This is a genomic window from Bdellovibrio sp. HAGR004 (genome assembly GCF_055397015.1).
On the sequence record NZ_AP029176.1, the window covers coordinates 467,591 to 489,284 of the forward strand.

The window sequence follows — 21,694 nt, forward strand, 5'->3', positions numbered from 1 at the left end:
TAAAGTTAGTGTTTTAATAAAACACATAAAAAACAATAACTTAATTTAATTAAACAGGCCTTCCGTTAGGGTTGGCGCAGTTCTTTGGGGGCGGCGACACGACTTTGAATGAAGTACCGAAGCCCGATAGATCCTCCATATTGGTCCGCGAACTCGTGGGACTTCTTCGTTAAAGAGTAAGAATAGCGTCCCTCTGCCACAATCGCATATCGGCCACTGCTCCAAAGCTCTCCTTGCAGTGCCAGATCCAAACCTGTTTCAGAAGAAGAGCGCGCCGTCGTCCCCATGTCATCCGCGACGCTGAAGTCATTGTGAAGAACCGTGATGTTGCCCATAGGGTAGGAAGTGTAAACAGAGAGAGAGCTTGAGAAAGACGGACTCCACCAACGACGATACCCCAACGTAATATGCATCACCTGGGTTTTTTCGACGACGTATTTGCTGTCGTCCTCGCGGAAAAAGAGTTTGTTCATATAGATGGCCGCAATTTCAAGACTGCCTTTGTCGGAAACATCCCCATTGGCGACCAGTGAAAGTCCTGTGGAATTCAGTGAGTTTTCATCGGACTTGTAGCCTTCATAATTGGTTTTAAAAATATAAGGACCCAAAGCCGCATAGACATTTCCCCGCTGTGGAATATAAGCCAAGGCTGTTTTTGCAGTAAGAAGTGAGATACTCAGCGACAGAAAGCAAAGGATCAGTCTAAAATAATTCATGTTTGGAGACTAAAACGTGAAAGAGGAAAAAGCATCAACATCTTTAAAGACGTTTGTTTCCATCCTGCTTGTTCTGGGAACCAGTTCTGGGGCGTGGGCTCAAAAGCTTGTCAGCTCCACCGCACCTGGGACCAAACAAACCCCGGCAGAAAGCATCGAAGAATCCTTCATCAGTGGCAATAAAGCCATTTCAGAGTGGTTTGACGGGGTGGCCGAAGGTTTGGATTTATTTCTGGCCGGTCGGCAGTACACCAGAAAAAGAAATCCGACATCGGCGACGGTCTCATCAGCCTTTTATTATAATGAAAAAGATCACTATTCTGATGCCACCAGTTTCAACCTGAATCTGCGTCTGCCCAACGTTGAAGAATACTGGATGATCACGTTCACCAGTTATGATGAAACCAAAGAGCGTGGGGTCAGTCAGACCTATCTTCGTCAGACGCCGCGTGAGCGGGACTATGGAGCGACCTTGGGCTTCTTCCAAAAGTTGGGCGAGGTTCGAACATCCTTTCAGCCTCACGTGAGTTTTGCCGGGTCTTTCAAAATTTCAAATTCTTTGACCTTTGAAAGTGTCGCTGAGCGCGGTGAAAACTATCGGGTCAATCCGAAGTTGCAGTTTTACGCTGATGCGGACAAGGGAACCGGGGTCTTCCAGGCATTTAACTTTAACTTCCTGTTAACAAAGATTTTCACCCTGACGTTCATCAACGAAGGGGACTATGAAGACCGAACACATCTTTATACGGTCACGAACGGTGTGGCTTTGGGACAGTGGTTTAACAAAACCGCCAATATCTCCTACAACTTCTTTGTCATCTCAGAAAACAAACCCAGTTATCGCATGACCGGCTTTAGCTTTTCCACTTCTTGGAGTCAGACCATTTACAAGAACATCCTGTCCTACCAGCTGATCCCGGGGCTGGGTTTTAGTGCTGAAGACAACTATCGTGGCATCCCCGGGATGACTATGATTCTGGATCTACAGTTCTAAAGAGCGCCTTCCACTTTCAGCAGATATTCTTTTACCTCCGGACCCCAGTGATATTTCAGAATGTTGCCATTCTTACCCACCACGCGGTGGCAGGGAATCCAATAGCTGATGGGATTCTTCCCCACCGCAGAGGCCACAGCCCGGACGGCAGAGGGACGGCGGAGTTTTTTCGCCAGTTCGGAATAAGTGATTGTCTTGCCCGCGGGAATCTTCAAGAGCTCCAGCCACACTTTCATTTGAAAGTCCGTACCCTGAAGTTTGATTCTGTGCTTTTTCTTCCAGAAGTTCCCTTGGCTCCACTTCGCGGGGATGAAGGAGCCGACCTTAAAAGCATAATGAGTTTTAAAGAACTCAGCCAGATCACCTTCGACCCGTTTTTTTCCGGCATTATAGCTACCCAGGAAAATCAATTCATCCTGTTCAAAGGCGGCCAGCCATTCGCCAAATTCAGAAGGAACTTTATAAATATGAAACTCCAAGTCAGCCATGTTCACCTCATCTGTGAACTGACAGATCTATCGCAGAAGAAGCCCTTAGACAACCTCCTCGACGTAAAGTCCGCTGCAATAGCGGATGTCATAGGCATGAAAGCGCTTTAATATCGGGACGACTTTATCCCGTTCCTCTTCGTTCATGGTGACCACGCAGAAAAGGACATGCCCCCGTCGAAGCTCATCATCCGCTTCTGCCAAGAAGTGCCACTCGGCTGCGTCAGAAAACTTCACAAACTTGCGGAAGTATTTGCTGACCAGATCAGAATGGGTGGCATCTATATCAATCGCTTCAACCCCTTCATCACCTTCGAAGATATTAATATCAGCCTCGCTGAAGCCGATGTTAATCAGGGCAGACGCGGCTCTGCGGACGTCTTCGGGATTGGCGAAAAAGGCCAGCGTGTGGTGATTTAAGGATGGCAAACGACTTGGATGGGGCAGGTGTTCCAGCCGACTCATATCTCCTCCTTGGATAGATTCAGTATACGGCATTCAGATGTCTCTGAATGCCTGGAACCGGAGGTTTGCAGATTTGTAAATGCAGGCAGGACAAAGAACTGGAGGAATCAAAGTTTATTCAAACATTCCATCCATGGTGATGAACTTTTGATTGTTGTTTGTCATGCGTATGGATTGATAGAAGCTGTGCTGGCACTGTCCGCGCAACAGGGCATCGACTCCACCAATCATCGCTGTATAAACTTCATCAACGTTCAGGACATCCATCGAGGTGATAATACCCGTATTGGGTGCGATGGAACGTGTGCGTGACAGGAAGTGATCGCGGGAGGCGCACGACATCAAACCCAGGACGGCTGTTTGTTTGGGACCTGACGACAGCGCATTGAGCATCTTCTTAAATCCGGGGCGTTGGGCTTTGTAGTAACCGGCATAGTCAAGTTTGTTGGAGCTGCCAATAAAGACCGGAGGCGCAAAATCAGGTCCGCCGCCATTGCGGGAATGTCCGAAATAGAAAACAGCATCGGCTTCCTTCAGGGCCTTACTGAAGTAGTTTTCCATATATTGGGTTCTTTGGCGTTGCTGTTCCCGATACTTCCCAAGATTGTCAGAAAGAAGCTCGGACTGCGAGGAAAAGCGGATTTCCACACGAGCCTTGATTCGGCGCCCTTGGATTATCACCTCGCGCCCAAAGACAGAAGAGCTTTCGGAGCTTTGTTGGAATCCGCAGAATCGGGCATTGCCACTACAGCGCGAAGTCAGAAGTTCTTTCAGGGCCTCAAAGGCACCGATGTCCATGGAGGGGCTCAGACCGTAACTTCTTCCGGAATAGCCGACGTTGCTTCCGGTGGTCCAATCGAAGTATCCCAGGGCGATACGGATATCCAGAACGCCGTCGCTAAGAATTCCACTATAGCGTTTTAAACAAATGGAACGTTTCTCGGGAGTCAGATTGGCAGGATTGTCAGTGGCTTTGTCCTCCAGCAGGGAAAGATAGCGCTCCCCCATGTTGTTGAACAGCTTTTCGTAGAGGTAGCCGGAGCTGCGACCCCAGCCGAAGGCTGAAGCGGTGGATGAGAGGCCCAGAAGAAGGCCAGCAACTAAAACAATCTGAAGACGGATTCCATTTGCCATAGTCCCTCCATGAGGGACCAGAATAGAAAACAGAACATGCGAACGCCTAGTTAAATTCCTTTGTCTTGTTCAAGAGCAAGGATGGGCCACGCGTTTCAGGAACTTCTCCAGTGTTGGGGCATAGTCGGTCTTAAAGTCACGAAGCCCTGTCAGATGACCGGCCTCTGGTAAGGACAGCTTGCTCCAATCAAGCTGTGTGTGGGGCTCAAAGACGGCATCAATATGCTCTGGTGGGATCAACAGGTCTTTCCATCCGCGAATCGACAAAATACGGAATCCTGCCGGGAACTTGGCCAGATCCTTGTGAAGGTCCTTGTGCAGGAACGGACTCCAGCTCAGGCCCAGGACCGGAGTCAGCGCCAGTCTTAGTGGCAAGGGTCGAATTTTGTATTCGTGTGTGTACAGGTTGTAGGCGGATGGCAGGAATCTTCCTGAGGGGCCACTGTCACAGACCAAAGCCACAGTATCGCTGCAACTTCTGCGGGCCATGGCTTCAATGGCCGATGCCGAGGGGTTGGAAAAAGAGAAGATGATCTTTTTGCCCGGGATCAGATTCAACAGGGATTCGATCTGATCGGCATAGATATGTTTAAGACCAAATCTGCCCTTGGCGCTGATCGGAAGCTTTAAAGAGCGAAGGTCTTTATGGTCACCCTGAAGTTGAAAGACAAAGGCATCAAAGCCCCAGGAGTTCACGAGCTTGATATGACGAAGAAGATGCTTTTTGCTGCCTTCGAAGAAATGAACGAAGAAGATCAGTTCTTCAAACTTCTTCTCGCGAGCTAAAAAGAACTCCCCATCAAAGGGGAGTTCTTGCTGAGCTAAGTCAGAGTAGTTCATCTAAGTCCAGTTCCGCGGGGCTCACCCGCTGCACTTCCTGCGCCAAGCGCGTAGTGCCCGCCGCACTCCTGCGCGAAAGCGCGTTAGTGCTTTTGGCTGTGGGTTGCAGATGGCCACAAATCAGTCCAGTGAGCAGCCTTGGTGGAAGCCTGATTGGCCTCGCCCAAAGCTTGTTCTGAAACCATGACTTTTTCAAGAGCGGTTTCAGAAAGGACTTTTCCGCAGGCTTCAACGATAGAAGCGTCGTCCAAATGGTGGTACTTGTAGATCTCAGACGGGCGACCGCACTTGGAGTGTTTGCGAACCGCAAGACATTCCTGACGAACACCAATGATAGAGCCCAAGTTATCCAACAGACCTGCTTCACCATCGTGAACGCTGACAACAGGAACGCGGCGACCAGCCACAGTGATCAAATCACCAGTAGAGATTTCTTCCGCCTTTTTCAGGTAAAGATCTGCATTGATGCCCAGTTCGTTGCGCAGGTAGTGGTAATCATTTTCGTGAGCCTGGATGCCTGTCAAAAGATCAGATGAAGTCACCACGATCACGTTCGCATAAATACCACGAGCCAGAAGGGCCTCAGAAGCTTTGATGGCTTCTGCCACCAGGGCACCCATAGCAAAGATGTTGATCACGTTGTCGCCCGGTTCATAGCCCGCGTAACCACGGTAATCAATCAGGAAGTAAGCACCTTTAAGAACCTCTTCACGAACAACAGCGAACATTTCTGCTTCGCTCATTGCGGAAACTTCTTCTTCGTTGGCTGCGCCTGCAATCGGGAATTCCGCACGAGCCAGCTTGCCTTCCAAGCCCACTTTGAAACGAGCTTGTTTGGAAAGATACTTCACGAAATCTTTTTGTTCCGCGCCACGAGTCACAAGACGCAACACCACACCGGATCTGCCGGCATTGTCATTCATCACGTGTCTGCGAATTGCATCCACCATGATCCAGTCAAGTTCCTGGCAGAAGTATGGCTCCCACGTGATCTGATTTGGAATCTGAATGTCGGACTTCCAGCCGTGCTGAGCACCTTCAGGCGACAGAGTCACACCCGATGGAGTTCCCACGCAGATGAAAGAGGACTTCCAGTACAAGTTATAGAAATATTGATCCAAAGCACGTTTCAGGAAGAAGTCATACACAGTCATCAGTGGGATGATTGGCACGCCCACGATGTCGCGCATTTTACCGAATGCACCCACGCAAGACATCACGTTGCCTTCTGCGATTTCAAAGCGCAGGAAGCGGTCCGTAACATCTTCACCAGGGACCAGGTCAGGAAGCTTGTCGTCTTTAACACCCAATTCAGCTTCGATATCCTGAACTTCCTGGGCACCAAAGATCTTACCATCCATCGCTGGATTCAAGTTCGTGGAAGTTCCCACGTCCGGAGCCATGGAGATGAACAGTTCACCCGGCAGTTTGAACGGTTTTTCATTGTCGGTCAGAGCTTTTTGCCCCGCTTTAAGTTCAGACTCATTCAAAGAGGTATTGGAAATACGAGTCAGTTTAGCAGTCAACTGCCCCAACATCCACTGGGTGTGCGGATAACTTGTCATCTTCGTGTTGATTTCCAAAGAAGACGGGATCTCGCCGAACTCAGTCAGCTTTTTCAGGAAGAATTCCTGATTTTTTGCTTTCAGGGCGTTTTGAGCCTTGATGTCTGCGTAGATTTTCTCACCACGAGCCGCCAGGAACTTGCCTTCAGCAGACTTTTCGTCAAAGCGTGCATAGAGAGTGTCACCTGTGATGCCCTGTTTTGCGCGCAGTTCTTCCACTTCGTCTTCGTGTGGAAGAGAAGAGTGGTTACCTTGTTGCGCAGCCGCTTTCAATCCCCAGCCTTTCAGCGTGTGGGCAATGATGATGGTTGGTTTGCGTTTGGATTCCTTGGACTTCATCATCGCTTTGGCAAGAGACATCATGTCGTGTCCGCCGAAGTCGCGAAGTGCTTCGTAGATGTCCTGATCTGCAATAGGAGTCAGGAACTTTTTCAAAGTCGGGAAGTCCTTGATCAGGCTTTCTTTCAAAAGTTTCGGATCATGAACCAGCAACAAAGCCTGAAGATCATAGTCCGTCAGTTCTTTTTCAAGGAAGGTCTTGAACGTTTCACCGTCTTTTTTCGCGAACAAAGCTTCACGCTTGGCACCGTGACGAACCTGGATCACTTCCCAGCCGTTGGCTGCCATAGTTCTTTCAACACGGTCTGCATCCGTACCGCCCAGGATGGCGTTGTTCACCAGACGGTGACCATCCAAAGATTGGCGGTTGTAATCCAGAATCCAAGTCAGGTTGCCGATCTCGCGCTCAGCGAAGTCAGGAACCGCTTCATACATGGAACCTTCACGGAATTCAGAGTCACCGCAAACAGCCCAGAAGTGAGCGTCTTTAGGAACTTCATAACCGTGTTCATGAGCATAGCGGTAAGCCAGGGCCATGTAACCGGCTTCAACAGGAGGAATACCCACGGAGCCCGAAGGGAAGAAGTTGTGCTGATCCGGATCGTAAGCAGAGTGGTAAGATTGGAAGACGTATTCGTCGCCATTGGAGAACTTACGCAAGCCGTGCATTGCCTGATTGGCTTCTTCCAAAGAAAGTTTGGAAAGATCGCTTTTCAGAAGATTGTCCAAAAGATAGTTGTAAGCGTGATCAGTTGGTGAAGCGTGAGGCTTGTTGGCAATGTGGTCGAAACCAGATTTCACCAGCAAGTGCAACGCACCCATGATGTGCAGGGAGCTTGCGGAACCTGCTGGGTGACCACCGATTTTTGGATCGCCTTTTTCTTTGTCAGTGCGATGATTGGCTTGCCAGATCATCTGGGTTGCCAGGTAGTGGGCGCGTCTTGCGATGGAGTCCAGAACCTCAGGTTTTGTGTTTTTTAGAGTAGAGTTATCCACGTGGTTCTCCTAAGTTTTTTCAGTCTTTTATAGCGTCTGCAACCTAGCACTCTACACTGTAGGAGTCCATGGGTTTAAGCCCCGCAGCAAGAGTTCTGGCTCTATTTACAGGGGGCTTTGGAAGAGTTGCTTAGAGGACCACATTTTAAGCCTGTTTTCAGAGGGAAAAAGGCTCTCTCTGGGACGCACCGCTCAAATCACATAGAGCACTGTTTTTATAGGGAAATTTAGAAACTATAACCGACTTCTAAGCCTAGGGGGCTTGCTCTTCGGGGCTTTCCTCTATGGTTCCCTCGGGGGTTCTTTTCACGCGGCCCGTATCCGGTCTGGCGGTGCCTTGATGGCCACTGGGTTTGTGAATTGGAGGACTTGGTTTCTGTGTGGGCTTGGTGATGGGTGGCTTTGCTGGATGGTGTTTCATGGGGTCTCCTTTTTTAGAAACTCCAACGGTGCAAGTGTCGTGTCTGCTTGGCTGGAATAAAAGCGACAATCAGCCGGTCGCAGGGGCAGACCGCCTCCAGGGTGGGGGCAAGTTGCCTCGGGAATTTAAAGATTCAAACGGGAATACAGCCACTTCTTCAAAAAATCGAAACTGTTTCTGTCGATTGTCGAAGTTCTGGCACGTTTGTTTTTTGAATCCGCACAAATCCAATAGCCAATTGCGGGTGCCAGCTCTTGTTTCACGGCATGGACGTCCTTGTTTGCCAAATTCGGGGCTTCCAAATCCAGTGCAAACACGGCTTTGTAGTTCTTGGCAAAGGAAGAGCAGTTCAACTCCTTTGTGGGGGACCAGCGGATGGATTTCATTTTCTGTGTTACAAACGTGGTTTCCAGCCATTGACTGATGAAATCCCGTTTGGCCTTTTTAAATTGAACGCGGGTTGAACCTGCTTGGCGATCCAATGTCATCCAATTGAAGGAATCCGCAAGATTCTTTGTCATCATTTCTTTGAAGCAGGCATTGAATTGAGAAACAGCCCCGGCTTTGTTCAGGATGGTATTCTTAAGCTCGATTCCGCAGGACTTGGCGATGCCGCCGCGTAAAGAAATCGTTTCGATCTCAGTCGTGATTTCGTTGTAAATATTGATCTTGCGATCCAATGCCTGCAGGGCCTGCTGTTCCAACTGGGCGATAGCTTGCGACTGACTGTCCAGCTGGCAATTCTTGCCAGTGCGGAAGTCAATGTTGCCGAAGATTTTATTCTTTATGAATTGATAGCGGGCGGGACTGGCTTTCAACAGCTTTTCAGGGTTGAAGCGATAAGCTGAAACAGCTTCAGCGAAGTCCTCCCACGAGTTGATGCTGGCGTACTGGGAAACCCATTGCTTGTAATTAAAGTCCCCACGATGAGGATGCTTCCAGTCCACCGTCATAAAGGACGTGATCTTTTCCCAACCGGTGATTTTCATCCATTCTGGGGATTCATCCAGATCTGTGGCTACCACGTCGGACCAGTTGTGGGCAATTTCATGAAACAGCAGATACTTCTTCATGTCCGCGGATTCCGTATCCCAAAAATCGTAAAACTGCATGGAAGAATCCGCATAGACACGTTCTTCCTGTTTGGTCTTGGGACCGGAATGAGTCAGCTGTTTGATATCTGAAAGGGGCAGCAAGTGCGGGGGCACCAGCGCCATGGCCTCAAGAATAATATCGAGATCCCTGTCTTTGAAATAGCCGGCCCCAAAGTATTTCATGGGCGCGACATTCAGGCGGTATTTATCCAAAAGATAAAGAGCTTTTAGAGACTCCGGCTTTCCCATGATCGTTGCCAGGGCACACCGAACTGACTGGCATTTTTTTCTCGCGATTTCGATGCGGGGATCTTGCTCATCGTAGGCGGTGTTCTCGGAAGGCTCGATCAGGTCTTTAAAGTGTTTTACGTAAAAAGAGCTGTCATTAACAAATTTAAAGCCCAATACTTCGAAATTACTTTTTTCGGACTGGCGTTCTTTGTTTTGAAAGTACTTTTCCAGGTCCGAGGCCTTCGTCAAAACCGGATAACGGCATGGAGCGTTTTGCACTTCATGGGCCCCGCCGGCAAAGTGCTCAGAAGCAGCAAGTGCCGGTGCTGACGATAGCAGGCTCAAAAAAGCCCCGCCCCAAAGTGAACAAAGTCTGATTTTATTTAGCAATCCCGGCAGCGACAGCGTTCTCATTCTGAGACTCCTTAATAGAGGTCACTGCTTTTATAAAGCAGCTATCGTGCCCTTTATTAAGTAATAGGCGGTACTTGGGATGGAAGACATTGTCAAAGTCGTCTTGAGGTGACGATCTCTGACGTTTTTCCTGTGTTCGATAATTTTTAAGGGATGTTTTTTTAAAGAGCTCTTTTGATGATCACGCGATGAAGAATCAAGGCCAGCACACCAAAACAACCCATCAGCACACACATCGGCATGGTTGTGCCATTATGTAAACGGCTGACGGCGGCCGAGGAAAGAGCGGCAATTCCATACTGCAAAGTTCCCAACAGGGCCGAGGCACTTCCCGCACTTTTCTTTTGCGTGGCCATGGCACCTGCTGTGGAGTTGGGAAAGGTCATTCCCAGACTTGCGATAAATAAGAACAGAGGAATCATGATGCCCCAGAAGCCCCAGTTAAGGATGCCGGCGGTTGCCAGAAAAACTCCGAGCACAGCCAGGACCATAAAGATCTTTTCCAGAATGGCATCATAGCTCAGGCGTTTGAGCAGACGGGTGTTGATCTGCGAACACAGAATCAAACCCACGGCATTGGACCCAAACACCCAGCCGAAGCTTTTTGCCGGAATGCCGAAGTGATTGATAAAGACAAACGAAGACCCGGTGATATAGGCAAACATTCCGGCCTGGGCGGCGCCGCCCGCCAAAGCGTAACCCATAAAATTACGGTCTTTCAGGATGCTGCCATACACTTTCCATGAATCTTTAATATGCACCCGTTGATCAGCATGATGTGTCTCGGGCAGGAAGGTGGCGATTAGAATGATGCACAAAGTGCTCAGAACCGCCAGAAGGGCGAAGATCATGCGCCAGCCGAAGAGCTCACTGATCTGTCCACCCAGAACCGGCGCCAGAATTGGAGCCGCACCCATCACCAGCATCAGCAGGGAAAACACTTTCGCGGTTTCCTGATGAGAAAACAAATCCCGCACGATCGCGCGCGAAATCACCACGCCCGAGCAAGATCCCAGGGCCTGAAGAAAGCGGAACAGAATCAGCATTTCAACGTTTTTGGTGAACGCACACACAACCGATGCCAGGGCATAAATGCTCAGCCCGACATATAAAGGTTTCTTGCGCCCATAGCGATCCGTCAGCGGACCATAGAAGATTTGACCGGTGGCCAGTCCCACAAAGAAAGAAGCCAGGGAAAGCTGCACGGACGATAGAGGCACACCCAGATTTTCTGCAATCGCAGGGAAGGCGGGCAAGTACATATCAATCGATAGCGGACCGAAGGCAGTCAGGCTGGCCAGAAGTAAAATCAGAGCGGCAAAGGGAACATTGTACTTGGCAGTGGAGGAGTGCATGGGCTCTTCATAACAGGAAGAGCTGTGATTTGCACGGAGGAAGTCAGACGAGGCCTCTTAGTGAGGAGGCCTCAGGAAAAGCGCTTAGGTTTCCAGAACAAAATCCCAGCGGATCTTCACAGTACCATCGCCTTCAATGATTCCTTTGGGAGGATTCGGGAATGGCGCTGCTGCACGGAAGGCCTCAATCGCGGCATCATCCAGGTCACGCACGCCGGAATCACTTAGAACCTGCACGCGCACCAAGGTGCCCTTGTCATTCAGAACGATCATCAGCTTGGTGATGCGATCCTGATTTGTCGCAGCGGGGGATCGACCTTCCTTGAACATTTTACTGAGCTTTTCGCGCACGCGCCCTTCCCAGTGCTGGGACAGCTGCTTGCGAATGCGGTTGTAGTACGAGTAGTACTTAAACTCGCGGGTGTTCAAAAGGGTCTCCAAACCTCTGTCGACGTCCTTCACATAATCGTTGGATTGACTGGTCTCAGAACCAGTACCGGTGTTTTGTTCGCCGGTTCCACGTCCTTCGCCCAGTCCAGTTTTTTGTTCAGCAAGCTTCTGTCTTTCCATGGCTTCGTTGGCATCAAAACCTTTGAAAAGATCTTTGGCGATCTGCTTTTTGGCTTCTTCGGACTTGGCGGCCGTTTTCTGGCGACCATCACCCTTCGGTCCACTTTTGGTGGGCTCGGCCTTTTTTACATTCTGAAACTGACCGCGCTCTGCCGCAATGGTTTGCTTTGCGACCTTCTGGTTTTTGGCGCTCAAAAAACGCGTGTCGACCTCTTCCTCATTGGCGGAAGTCTCACTCTGTTCTACGACTTGGTTCGCAGATACCTGCAAGGCTTTCTTTTGAGCTAACTGCTCGGCCTTGGCAAATTGTTGAAGCTGGTCTGGAGTCAGAAAGTCGATGCTGACTGTCTCTTTCAGAGGGGCTTCATGTTTGAAAAGTCCTGCGATGTAGAAACCCGCCCCCACGATCGCGTGGAGAGCCAGGGAGAGCACAATATACTTTCTGAAAGACGGTGACTTCTTCATAAGACCTCACCCCTTTCTATCGGTATTATGACACTTGATATTGAGTTGATGGTGAGTCGGGCTCAAAGATTGCGACCCAAGTCTAGGGCCAGACTTTGACTCTTCTGTCAGGTGTGGGTGAAAATGATACAACTATGAAATTTGACTCGTGGTATCTGACAGATAAAGGTCTTCGTCGTGATTCGAATCAGGATTCCTGCCTCATCAATCGAGAGCTGGGACTCTTTATCGTGGCGGATGGAATGGGTGGACACTCCGGCGGTGAAGTGGCATCAAGCATGGCGGTTGAGACGGTTGAGGAGATCATGCTTCAACCTGATGCTCATAAAAAATCTCCACGCGAAGTGATCCTGCAGGCGTACGAAGAATCCTCCAAACGCATCTTCGATAAAGCGGCCAATGAACGCCCCGAACTGGCGGGCATGGGAACCACAATGGTGATGGCGTACATTCGCGGCAAACACCTGTATGTGGGAAATGTGGGCGATTCACGCTGTTATCTTTTCAAGCGGCCCCATCTGTGGCAGATCACCGAAGATCATTCACTTATCAATGAACAACTGCGTGCCGGCGTCATGAGTGAGGAACAGGTTCGTCAGTTTGTGGGGCGAAATGTCATCACACGCAGCGTGGGGTATGAGCGCGAAGTCTATCCGGATATCATTGAACGAGAGATCTTCCCGGGGGAAATTTTCCTGATGTGCTCCGATGGTCTGTCCGGTCTGGTGGACGATAAAAGAATTTCTGAGATTTTGAATCAAAATACACCTGACAAAGCTGTTAAAGCCTGTGTAGAACAAGCCTTGGCCAATGGTGGAGATGACAACGTCACAGTCATGCTGGTGCATTTCCACGAGTAAGTCTGTTTTAAGGAGCTAAGGTTTTGGATAAAAAGAAAGTCACGCTGTTTATTGTGAGCAATCAGACGGGAAAAACCCGTAAGCTTGTGCTCTCGGCTGCCTGGCTTAAAGCCATCTCCTTTATTTCTGCCATTGTGATCATTATCTTCGCTGCGGGTTTGGTGGATTATTTCGGTTTGCTTCTGCAGGCCATGGAAAATAAACGCCTGAAAGCGGAAAACGCCCAGCTCATCAAGCAGTTCCAGGTGGTTGAAAGTAAAGTCAGTGCCCTGGAAAATTCGCTGGAGCGTGTAAAGACCTTCACGACCAAACTGAAATTGATTACCAACGTCGAAGCGGATGACCGTATCACCAAGTTGACCATGGGCGCAAAGCCCTCTGCCGGTCAGCCCGTGGAAGAATACGAACCGATGGAACAGCGTGAAGACGCCGATGTGCTGGTTGAGCAGGATCAGATTTTTGCCAATAAAAAGCCTTTGAATGATCAGGCCGGGGAGCTGGCCAATGAAAATGCCGACAAGGACTATGCCTCTTTGGTCGTGCGTATCGATAAGGCTGTGAAGGAAACCCAGCTGAAAGAACAAAGTGTTATCGATCTTTGGGAAAGTTTGTCCGAAAGGCAGAGTTTGTTGAACTCCACGCCGAATATGAAGCCGGCCAAGGGCTGGATCACCTCACGGTTCGGTTATCGTATTTCTCCGTTCACCGGGAAAACAGCCCTTCATGCGGGACTTGATATTGCGGCAGCTCCGGGATCGCCGGTGTATGCTCCTGCAGATGGTGTTGTGGTTTTTGCCAGCTATGATGAGTCCTACGGAAAGCTGATCACAATTGACTATGGTTACGGTGTGACGACTCGCTTTGGACACTTGTCACAGATTTATGTGCAGGCCGGTCAGCGGGTGAACAAGTGGGATGTTGTCGGGGCGGTGGGTAATACCGGACGCTCCACTGGACCTCACCTGCACTACGAAGTTCGCATCAACGGTACGGCTGTTGATCCTCTGAACTACATCCTCGACGAATAGACTCCGGCGGGGCGACCGGTCGCTTCTTAAGTTTGGCAAATATCATTGAAATTTATGGGCCTAAAATTTTCTTAAGCACTAAACTGAAGTGGTGAGGTGTTTATGAAATTCACGGTGTTTCTGTCCTCTCTTCTTTTGGTGGCATCAGCCGGGGCGGCTCTGCCTCCTCAATTTTCAGAATGTCTTTCGCAAAACAGTGGCACGAATATGAGTGCGAGCGATGTGGCTGAAATCGCCAAAGTCTCACGCATTACTTACTGCCAGAATCAGGTCAGTATTGTGGGGAAGGCGGACCTTCAGGCCATGCTGGCTAATCCCAATGTGAACATCGGAATTTCGGTCAGCAAAACCAGTTACTCTTATCAGGATTTGTTGGATATGGCTGCAACCGGAACTTATGTTTTGTACGTGGATGGCAGTCGCCTGTCGCGTGATAATCTGGTGGCTTTGCTCAATGCCGGCGTCCAGATTGTGGTTTTGTCCGGCAGCGCGGGCCTGAGCAAGCTGGATTTGTTGGCCATGGCTGCGGCGAAGTCGTTTATTTTGAATGTGAATTCCGCTGTGTCGAAAACTGATTTACAGGACTATGTTCGCGCGGGAATGCAGATTGTGATTCGCACTTCGCAGGCGGGCTTAAGTCGCCAGGACATTCTGGATGTGGCGCAGTTGAACACGGAAAAGGTTTCGATTTTTCCCTGATGGGATTTGGCGGGAAGATACGAAAAAGAAAAGGGCTCCCGTTGAGGAGCCCTTTGTCTTGGCATTTGTACTGGAACTTTATTATTGGTTCATCACAGAAACTGCAGGCATTGGGCACTGAAGTTCCTTCAATTTTTTGCTAACCAGGTTGGCGTCAGCCTGGAAACCTTTGGTCGCAAGAGTCGTTCTGGCCTGATCCACGACAGATTTCAGGTAGCCTTGGCCGCCCAATTGTTTGTTACCGCGGCAAGCAATCACAACAGCAGAATCCATCTTAACATCCAAAACCGGATCGATCATATCGCAGAAGAACTGGATCGCACCGATATGGTCGATGGAAGCAGACCAATCCAACCAAGCTGACTCAAGTTGCTGACAGACCAGTTCGTTCTCACGAGAACCCACTGGAAGCTGTCTCAGATTGAAGTTGCTCATGGCTTGGCTGATCTCTTTGCTTTTCTTCATCATGACAGGGTCATCGAAGACTGTGCCCATAACAATTTTGATGCCTTTACCCTGGCCAGAGTCTGTCATGCTGAAAGAACCCTGACGAAGCGCTCTCATGTTGGTTGTGAAGGCGGCAACAGCCTGGTCATGCATAGTCTTTGTATGGTTGATCCAAGCAAGAACTGGTGGCTTGCCGAAGCCCCAAGAGCTGCGAGAACCAAACAGACCGGCTTTCAGATTGACCATTCGTTGGGCCAATTCAGAACGGTCGATGATGGAGTTGTCCTGAGCCAGCTCCTGCATCGCTTTTTCAACACGTTTGATCGTCAATTTTTCTGTTTCGATCAAAGTGTACTGAGCTTTCCATTGACGGTAGTCCGCGCTCTTAGAAAGATAACTTTCAAGCTCCACTTTGCTTTGGGACACAACACCGGAAGTGGCGTTCACAGCCTGGCGCATCGCCTGAATCCAGGAGCGGCCGTTCTGAGCGCAAAGTTTCAAGGCACTTTCGTCTTCAACAGACTTTGCTGCGTATTCAGCAACACGTTTCATCGAGTTCGCATGCACTGTCTTCAGCGTCAAAGCCTGAAGCTTCTGGGTACGATCACTTTGTACTGTGGCCTTATCCAGATTTACGAAGGCAGAAGCCGGGAAGGTCTTGCCGTCGGAAGCCCAGTTCACCAGCTCGTTTGCCAGTGTACAAACCATCAAATCGTCGTTGTTTGTTTTAAGTTGAGCCTCGACAGTTTCAACATCCGCACGGTCATTTGCCAGCTGATTGTTTACGGCTGCGAAGTATTTCTCAGAAGAATTTTTATAGTTCAGAAGATTTGTAAGCTCAGCTGAAGGTTTTGAGAATTTCGCGTTATAAAGATCCACGCTCTTTTCAAGCTCTTGGGTGATCTTTTCGATTTTTCCACTTTGAGCCAACTGCATGAAACGAACCTTTTTGGCCACCTTCGTGAATTGACAAGTGTTCTGAAGAACCGCTTTGCGGTGTTCAGCTTTACTCATATCCAAAGTGTTCTGATCGATCATTTTGGCAACGGCAGAAATACCACTTGTTGCAACCACACCACCGATAACGAACGGCAGTGCCGGAGCCAGGGCGGCATTCATGGATACGGCGAACAAGGCATAAGGCGCCAGGCCGTTGATCACGTCATTCAAAGCCAAAAGAACTTTACCCGTGGACATGGTCTGACGACCGCACTTGGAGTTCAGGAAGTTGTTGTTATTGACGATGTCACCCAGATTTCCCACGGCAGTCAAAGCAGCTGTCATAGTTTGTTCGACACTGTTAACGTTCACCTGAGCAGGATCCTGGGTTTGCATGATCTGTTGCAAAGCCGCGATGCTTTGTTTGATGGCGTTACCGTTGTCTTCGATGGATTTGGCAGAAGGGCTGCCAGTACATTCCGGAGACGTCAGAACTTCTTTGTTCAAAGAATCAATGGCAGAGATCAGTTCCGCATGTGGGCGGTTGTCAAACAAAGGACAGCTGTATGCTTCAGGAACTTTGGCTGCATTCATTTTTCCCTGAGCCGAACCTGTAGAAGTCACACGTGTATTGTTCGACGTGTTGGGACGGTTCGGAGGTGTGGAAGTCGAAGATCCCGTGTTCGTTTTTGGAATCGTCGGGCTGGTTGGCGTCACTCCAGTGTCATCATCGTCACCAAACAGGTTCAGTGAAAAGATGCTTGCGCTTGAACTGGCCCACACTTGCTGAGGGGGCACAATGAAGCTCGCGGTCAGCGCCAATGCCAGTGCGCCTCTTTGAACGTTCTTGAATTTCATAAAGTCTCCAGTGTTTAACTTTTAGCCACTTTACCTTTTTTCGCGTGCCATCCTGAGACATTTCGCAGGCTCCTATGAGTCTAAATACTTAGAATCACATAGTTCCTTCTAAACTTCCCAAGCAGTCACACGAGTTCAGGTGGCAACGATGCAAATTCAATGCGCAGGCTGCATCACTTTGAAACAAGTCTATGGTCGAGGTGACAATATATTGCCAAGTGAAGTGCCACTGGACGGCTCCTGACGTTTTTCCAGGGAATCCTCTGTTATTTGCTTATTATCTCCATTTTAAAGGGACTGGGGTCACTTTGCATGGAACGCTCTTTGTATAAGAGGTAAGTATGAGACTTTTGGTTTCCTGCCTTCTCTTTATGATGACCTTCTCCGGAGCCTGCTGGGCCAAGGTGGACTTGCGTACCACCAAGCCGCTGGTGATTCCCGAGGATAAAGTCACACCAAAGATCACCAAAGAAGATGTGGCCAAGATCATTCCCCTGGATATCAAAAAAGATGAAAGCACCGGATCTGTCATGAGTCGTATTGCCGACCGCGGATTCAATCTATGGTTTAATTCTGAATTTATGAAAAACAGCGCTCTGGGCCGAGCCGTGGAAGAAACCCAGGAAAAGCTGAAGACAGATGTTGTTGTTCCGGCCACAACTCCGCACGGTGTGGTTCATAAATTTTCGTTCCGTGTGGAAGCCTTTCAGGCTTTGGCGAAGATGGAATACTCAGGCTGGTTGAAGGCGGCTATCAACTACGATGCGAAGGCCTCTGAAACAGATATTCAGTTCAAAGACAAAGTCCTGGATAATAAAGATCTGATTGTCAGTCATAAAGCCAATAAAGAGCAGGGCTTGTCGATGATTGGCCTTGCCTGGTCCTGGTAAGCGTCCTACCCTTAATTCATGGAAAATATTGTTTTTATCTCTGGGAAAAGAACTCCCTTTGGAGCCTTTGGCGGATCTCTAAAGGATGTTTCAGCAACGGATCTGGGTGTGGCTGCCGCCAAAGCAACCCTGGAACAAGCCGGTCTTTCACCTGAAAAAGTCGATCATGTGATCTTCGGAAACGTCGTGCAGTCAGGTGCTGATGCCGCCTACCTGCCTCGTCATATCGGTTTGAAGACCGGTGTGCCAGTGGCGGTGGGTGCCTTTGCTGTCAATCGCCTTTGTGGCAGCGGTTTTCAGGCCTGGGTCAATGCCGTGCAAATGATCCAGTGTGGGGAAGCTTCTGTCGTTCTTGCCGGTGGCGTCGAGCAGATGTCACAGATTCCGTATGTTGCTCGCAAGGTCCGCTTTGATGGTATGCGCATGGGGAACTTTGAGCTGGAAGATCTGATGACCTCGGCGTTGACGGATGCTTATGCAAAAATGCCGATGGCAATCACAGCAGAGAATCTGGCCGTGAAGTATGGCATCTCGCGTGAGCAATCTGATGCTTATGCGATTCAATCCCAGCAAAGATTCAATGCAGCGGTTGAAAAAGGCTTCATGAAGCAGGAAATCTGTCCGGTGACTGTCGAAGGTCGCAAGGGCGCGGTGGTTGTCGAAAAAGACGAACATCCAAAGCCGGACTCAACGCTTGAAAAGCTGGCGACTTTGAAGCCGGTCTTTAAAAAGGACGGTCAGGTTACGGCAGCGACGGCCTCAGGTATTGTGGACGGTGCGGCCTGTTCGCTTCTGATGAGCGAATCCAAGGCCAAAGAACTGGGGCTGAAGCCGATGGCTCGCATTATCAGTTATGCTTCTGTAGGTTGTGATCCGACGATCATGGGTATTGGACCTGCGGGGGCGGCTCGCAAGGCTTTGGAAAAAGCGAACCTGAAGTTGGAACAAATGGATTTGGTGGAAGTGAATGAAGCTTTCGCTGCTCAATATCTTGCGGTCGAAAAAGAACTAAAACTCGATCCGGCTAAAACCAACGTGAACGGCGGTGCGATTGCTGTGGGTCATCCATTGGGGGCTTCAGGAACTCGTATCATGAATCATCTGGTTTATGAGCTTCATCGTCGCGGTGGGAAGTACGCTCTGGGCTCTGCATGTATTGGCGGCGGTCAGGGTATTGCGATCATCATCGAAAAAATCTAAAACTTTGCCAACCCCGGAACGACTGTTGCCGGGGTTTTTGTTAATTCGCCCTTTTAGTGAAAGACTCTCTTCATGGAATTTAATCTTCGAGAACGTACAGCATTGATCGTCGGTCCTTTTACAACAACCGTGCAAAGCCTGGTGATGGGGCTGACTCAAATGGGGTCAGACTGTGTTTTGTTGGATTTCGACAATACGGCCAGTCAGCGTTTTTGCAATCAAATCAATGATGCGCGCGAAATCAACCCAAAGTTTGGCAGAGCTTTGGGGGTGAAATCGGCTATGAAAACCGCTGACGATATCAAGGATGCGGTGGGAACAGCGGCGCAGTCTTTTGGCAGCGTGGATCTGTTTATTGATGCACAAACGTACAACAAACAGAATCGCTACAAAATTGGCGACAGTATTGACTATCTGGATGAAGAGATTCAACACAACTTTAAATCTTCTGTGATGCTGACTCATGCTGTTCTGAATTTTTTGAAGAATCGCAAGCGCGGCAGAATTTTGTACCTGCTTAATGAAATTTATCCGGATCCTATTCTGGCCGGAGCTCGCGGGGCGTTGGTGCCCTTTGCGCAGTCTTTGGCAAAACAGGTGGCAGAGCATAATATCACCGTGAATGTCTTGAAATTGGGACTGACCGAAGAGTATATTCTGGCCCAACACCCGGAAGCCAAATCCATCAAAGAAGCAGTGGAGGCGTTAAAGGTGAAGGAACCGCATCTTAGAATCACTGAGCCTGACAAGGTCACCAACACCGTGACTTATCTGGTCAGTCAGTTCGGAGCTGCGGTGAACGGTCAGGTTATTTCTTTAAGTTAGGTGAGGTATGCAGCAGGGTAAGCTTATCATTCGTCCGGCATCGGTGATGTTTCAGTGGTGGGATTTTATTCCCCACTACACTTTGAAAGACTGCTGGAACAAGGCGCCTTTGGAGCTCGATATTTCCGAGGTCCAGGCGATCTACAAGCGCGGTCCTGCGTACCTATATCACTGCCGTCGTCAGGATGTGAACTATCTGGTTTACCTGGGTGATGTGCCTGAGGGGTTAAAGCACATCCCTGTTCAAGAGGTGGGTCCCTTTGAGGTCGTGAAGGTCATCCGCAATTTTCCCTCTAAATGGAAAAAGGCCTTCCCCAAGTTGCTAGGTCTGGCCTTTGTCACGATTGTCCTTTTGAAAATGTTCTTTGCTTTCCGAAGCTAGGCGGAATCTTTCCGCCTAGAGTTTCAGACCTTTCAGAATCAATTCTGCCTGTCTTAGATTTTCCGGTGCCACATAGATGCGGTCGATGATACGAGCGCCTTCATAGCGTTGGAAGATCTCGGTGGTCTGATTGATCGGGGAGGGCTGGGCCCAGCGGTCATATTGATCCACAACGTAAATCTGCAGCGCACGCTCTTCCGGGGAGGCCGTGTGGTACTTGGACAGACGCGCCTTGGAACTGGTGCGGATGACCTCAATACCGTCAGCTTCCAGTGCCTTCTTGATGGCTTCCGGGCTTTCTGATTCAGCGGTGTTGTGTTGCTCGATCAAAACCTTGAACGGCTTTCTTTGGGCGATTCGTTGTGCCCAAGGGTTGTTGGCGCCAGACAGATGTTCGTGTAGGCGATAGTCGTTGTACTTGGTGTACTCGTTGATATCTCCTGGCAAAACGAACGTACAGTCAGGTGACGTCAGATAGCGGTTCAGCATTTCCTCGTAGATGATGCTTTTGTGATGGCAATAAACCATCAAGTGCATGTGATGACGGGAAATCAGGAAGTCATCGAAAGAATAAAGGGCACGGCGGTTCAGGCCCAGATACATTTTGTTTTCTTTGCGATGGAAGGTCATGTTCTGAATCAACCAGGACAGATCAATTTTGCCGTAATTGGTGCCGCAGAAATAACTGTCGCGTTCCAGGTAGTCCATGCGGTCCACATCCAGTTCACTGGAAACCAGCTGACTTAGGATCGGACGGAAATCGACGCCGTTGTCGATGAAGAAATCATCCGGGCAGTGCAGGGCCTTGTCGATCAGGCACGCCACGTGGATCGGCTGAATGTCAGGGAACTGGGTGCGCAGGGTTTCAGAGATTGCGGAGTCCGTAACGTATTTGATCGTGTAGTCTTCGTGATTGGCACGGCGGTTGTGGTTCATCACCGTGTGGGCTTCTTCCCCGTACTGTTCCTGTTCTTTATAAAGTTGAATCTTCAACTCAGACAGATGTGGCATGACCTGTTCAGTGGTGTGGCTCAAAGGGCCGTGTCCCACGTCATGTAACAAAGCCCCCAGGCGCAGCACCTGGCGGAAGCGAGTTTTCACAGAAGGTTTTGAAAAGGGATAAACCCGGAAGATCGCATCGAAGGTTTCGCCAGCCAGATGGCCCACGCCGACAGAGTGAATGTAGCGGTTGTGGGTGGCACCAGGAAAACTGAATTCCGCATAACCCAGCTGCTTGATCGCGCGCAGGCGTTGATATTCGGCGGTATCCAACACGGCCACTTCAGGTTCAGAGTAGTATATAGAGCCATGAACAGGATCGCGAATTTCCATCTTTTCTCCTCTGGGGGCAGCACTGCTATGAGACTCAATTAGCGGGTCTCCTCAGGCTATGTCAAACAGCTTCAATTAAAGATAAAGGACCTTCGCCCCAAGGCCTATATATGCCTATTTGATACAGGACCTAGGGCTAGATACAGG

The 21,694-nt window shown here is 49.5% G+C and carries 20 protein-coding genes; 8 read left to right on the forward strand and 12 right to left on the reverse strand.

The features are described from left to right. Positions 1-65: 65 nt before the first annotated feature. Entirely contained in the window at positions 66-716 is a 651-nt protein-coding gene (locus ACZ5ZV_RS02490; RefSeq protein WP_464119866.1) for a hypothetical protein, read from the reverse strand. Between the two features lie 16 nt (positions 717-732). Here ACZ5ZV_RS02490 and ACZ5ZV_RS02495 point away from each other — a divergent pair, with 16 nt between their 5' ends. After that, on the forward strand, positions 733-1,710 hold the full coding sequence (locus tag ACZ5ZV_RS02495) for a hypothetical protein (RefSeq protein WP_464119867.1): 978 nt from the start codon (positions 733-735) through the stop codon (positions 1,708-1,710). Here the strand turns inward: ACZ5ZV_RS02495 and ACZ5ZV_RS02500 are convergent. The 9 genes from ACZ5ZV_RS02500 to ACZ5ZV_RS02540 all read right to left on the reverse strand — a co-directional run bounded on the left by ACZ5ZV_RS02500 (position 1,707) and on the right by ACZ5ZV_RS02540 (position 12,087). Beyond that, on the reverse strand, positions 1,707-2,198 hold the full coding sequence (locus tag ACZ5ZV_RS02500) for a methylated-DNA--[protein]-cysteine S-methyltransferase (RefSeq protein WP_464119868.1): 492 nt from the start codon (positions 2,196-2,198) through the stop codon (positions 1,707-1,709). The two genes, ACZ5ZV_RS02495 and ACZ5ZV_RS02500, sit on opposite strands and share 4 nt — an antisense overlap. Before the next feature lie 45 nt (positions 2,199-2,243). Beyond that, a complete protein-coding gene (locus ACZ5ZV_RS02505; protein ID WP_464119869.1) occupies positions 2,244-2,663 on the reverse strand; it encodes a hypothetical protein in 420 nt (139 codons plus the stop codon). Between the two features lie 114 nt (positions 2,664-2,777). Beyond that, on the reverse strand, positions 2,778-3,797 hold the full coding sequence (locus tag ACZ5ZV_RS02510) for a hypothetical protein (RefSeq protein WP_464119870.1): 1,020 nt from the start codon (positions 3,795-3,797) through the stop codon (positions 2,778-2,780). 69 nt (positions 3,798-3,866) lie between these two features. Beyond that, entirely contained in the window at positions 3,867-4,637 is a 771-nt protein-coding gene (locus ACZ5ZV_RS02515; RefSeq protein WP_464119871.1) for a hypothetical protein, read from the reverse strand. Positions 4,638-4,720: 83 nt separating this feature from the next. Then, complete coding sequence (locus ACZ5ZV_RS02520) at positions 4,721-7,537, reverse strand: pyruvate dehydrogenase (RefSeq protein WP_464119872.1); 2,817 nt, start codon at positions 7,535-7,537, stop codon at positions 4,721-4,723. 253 nt (positions 7,538-7,790) lie between these two features. Then, on the reverse strand, positions 7,791-7,958 hold the full coding sequence (locus tag ACZ5ZV_RS02525; protein WP_464119873.1) for a hypothetical protein: 168 nt from the start codon (positions 7,956-7,958) through the stop codon (positions 7,791-7,793). A gap of 125 nt (positions 7,959-8,083) precedes the next feature. Further along, on the reverse strand, positions 8,084-9,697 hold the full coding sequence (locus ACZ5ZV_RS02530) for a putative zinc-binding metallopeptidase (protein ID WP_464119874.1): 1,614 nt from the start codon (positions 9,695-9,697) through the stop codon (positions 8,084-8,086). Positions 9,698-9,858: 161 nt separating this feature from the next. Continuing rightward, positions 9,859-11,052, reverse strand: a complete 1,194-nt coding sequence (locus tag ACZ5ZV_RS02535; protein WP_464119875.1) for a Bcr/CflA family multidrug efflux MFS transporter — start codon at positions 11,050-11,052, stop codon at positions 9,859-9,861. 84 nt (positions 11,053-11,136) lie between these two features. Further along, a complete protein-coding gene (locus ACZ5ZV_RS02540) occupies positions 11,137-12,087 on the reverse strand; it encodes a TonB family protein (protein ID WP_464119876.1) in 951 nt (316 codons plus the stop codon). Positions 12,088-12,221: 134 nt separating this feature from the next. On the opposite strand from ACZ5ZV_RS02540, the gene ACZ5ZV_RS02545 reads away from it, so the two are divergent. From ACZ5ZV_RS02545 to ACZ5ZV_RS02555, 3 genes are all read left to right on the forward strand, one after another. After that, positions 12,222-12,947, forward strand: a complete 726-nt coding sequence (locus ACZ5ZV_RS02545; RefSeq protein WP_464119877.1) for a Stp1/IreP family PP2C-type Ser/Thr phosphatase — start codon at positions 12,222-12,224, stop codon at positions 12,945-12,947. A gap of 23 nt (positions 12,948-12,970) precedes the next feature. Beyond that, entirely contained in the window at positions 12,971-13,975 is a 1,005-nt protein-coding gene (locus ACZ5ZV_RS02550) for a M23 family metallopeptidase (protein ID WP_464119878.1), read from the forward strand. A gap of 102 nt (positions 13,976-14,077) precedes the next feature. Continuing rightward, positions 14,078-14,674 carry a hypothetical protein gene (locus tag ACZ5ZV_RS02555; protein ID WP_464119879.1) on the forward strand — a complete coding sequence of 199 codons (597 nt, stop codon included), beginning with the start codon at positions 14,078-14,080 and terminating at the stop codon, positions 14,672-14,674. 81 nt (positions 14,675-14,755) lie between these two features. Here the strand turns inward: ACZ5ZV_RS02555 and ACZ5ZV_RS02560 are convergent, their stop codons facing one another. After that, positions 14,756-16,918 carry a hypothetical protein gene (locus tag ACZ5ZV_RS02560; protein ID WP_464119880.1) on the reverse strand — a complete coding sequence of 721 codons (2,163 nt, stop codon included), beginning with the start codon at positions 16,916-16,918 and terminating at the stop codon, positions 14,756-14,758. A 341-nt stretch (positions 16,919-17,259) separates the two neighbouring features. Between ACZ5ZV_RS02560 and ACZ5ZV_RS02565 the strand changes: the two genes are divergently transcribed. The 4 genes from ACZ5ZV_RS02565 (at position 17,260) to ACZ5ZV_RS02580 (ending at position 20,215) form a co-directional block, all read left to right on the forward strand. Continuing rightward, the gene (locus ACZ5ZV_RS02565) at positions 17,260-17,808 is read left to right on the forward strand and encodes a hypothetical protein (RefSeq protein ID WP_464119881.1); all 549 of its coding nucleotides are present in this window, start codon (positions 17,260-17,262) and stop codon (positions 17,806-17,808) included. An 18-nt stretch (positions 17,809-17,826) separates the two neighbouring features. Next, positions 17,827-19,008 carry an acetyl-CoA C-acetyltransferase gene (locus tag ACZ5ZV_RS02570; RefSeq protein ID WP_464119882.1) on the forward strand — a complete coding sequence of 394 codons (1,182 nt, stop codon included), beginning with the start codon at positions 17,827-17,829 and terminating at the stop codon, positions 19,006-19,008. Between the two features lie 72 nt (positions 19,009-19,080). Then, positions 19,081-19,833 (forward strand): SDR family oxidoreductase, encoded by a 753-nt coding sequence (locus ACZ5ZV_RS02575; RefSeq protein WP_464119883.1) that lies wholly within the window; start codon positions 19,081-19,083, stop codon positions 19,831-19,833. Between the two features lie 7 nt (positions 19,834-19,840). Next, the gene (locus ACZ5ZV_RS02580) at positions 19,841-20,215 is read left to right on the forward strand and encodes a hypothetical protein (RefSeq protein WP_464119884.1); all 375 of its coding nucleotides are present in this window, start codon (positions 19,841-19,843) and stop codon (positions 20,213-20,215) included. Between the two features lie 15 nt (positions 20,216-20,230). On the opposite strand, the gene ACZ5ZV_RS02585 is transcribed toward ACZ5ZV_RS02580, so the two are convergent. Continuing rightward, positions 20,231-21,547 carry an HD domain-containing protein gene (locus ACZ5ZV_RS02585; protein ID WP_464119885.1) on the reverse strand — a complete coding sequence of 439 codons (1,317 nt, stop codon included), beginning with the start codon at positions 21,545-21,547 and terminating at the stop codon, positions 20,231-20,233. Positions 21,548-21,694 lie beyond the last annotated feature (147 nt).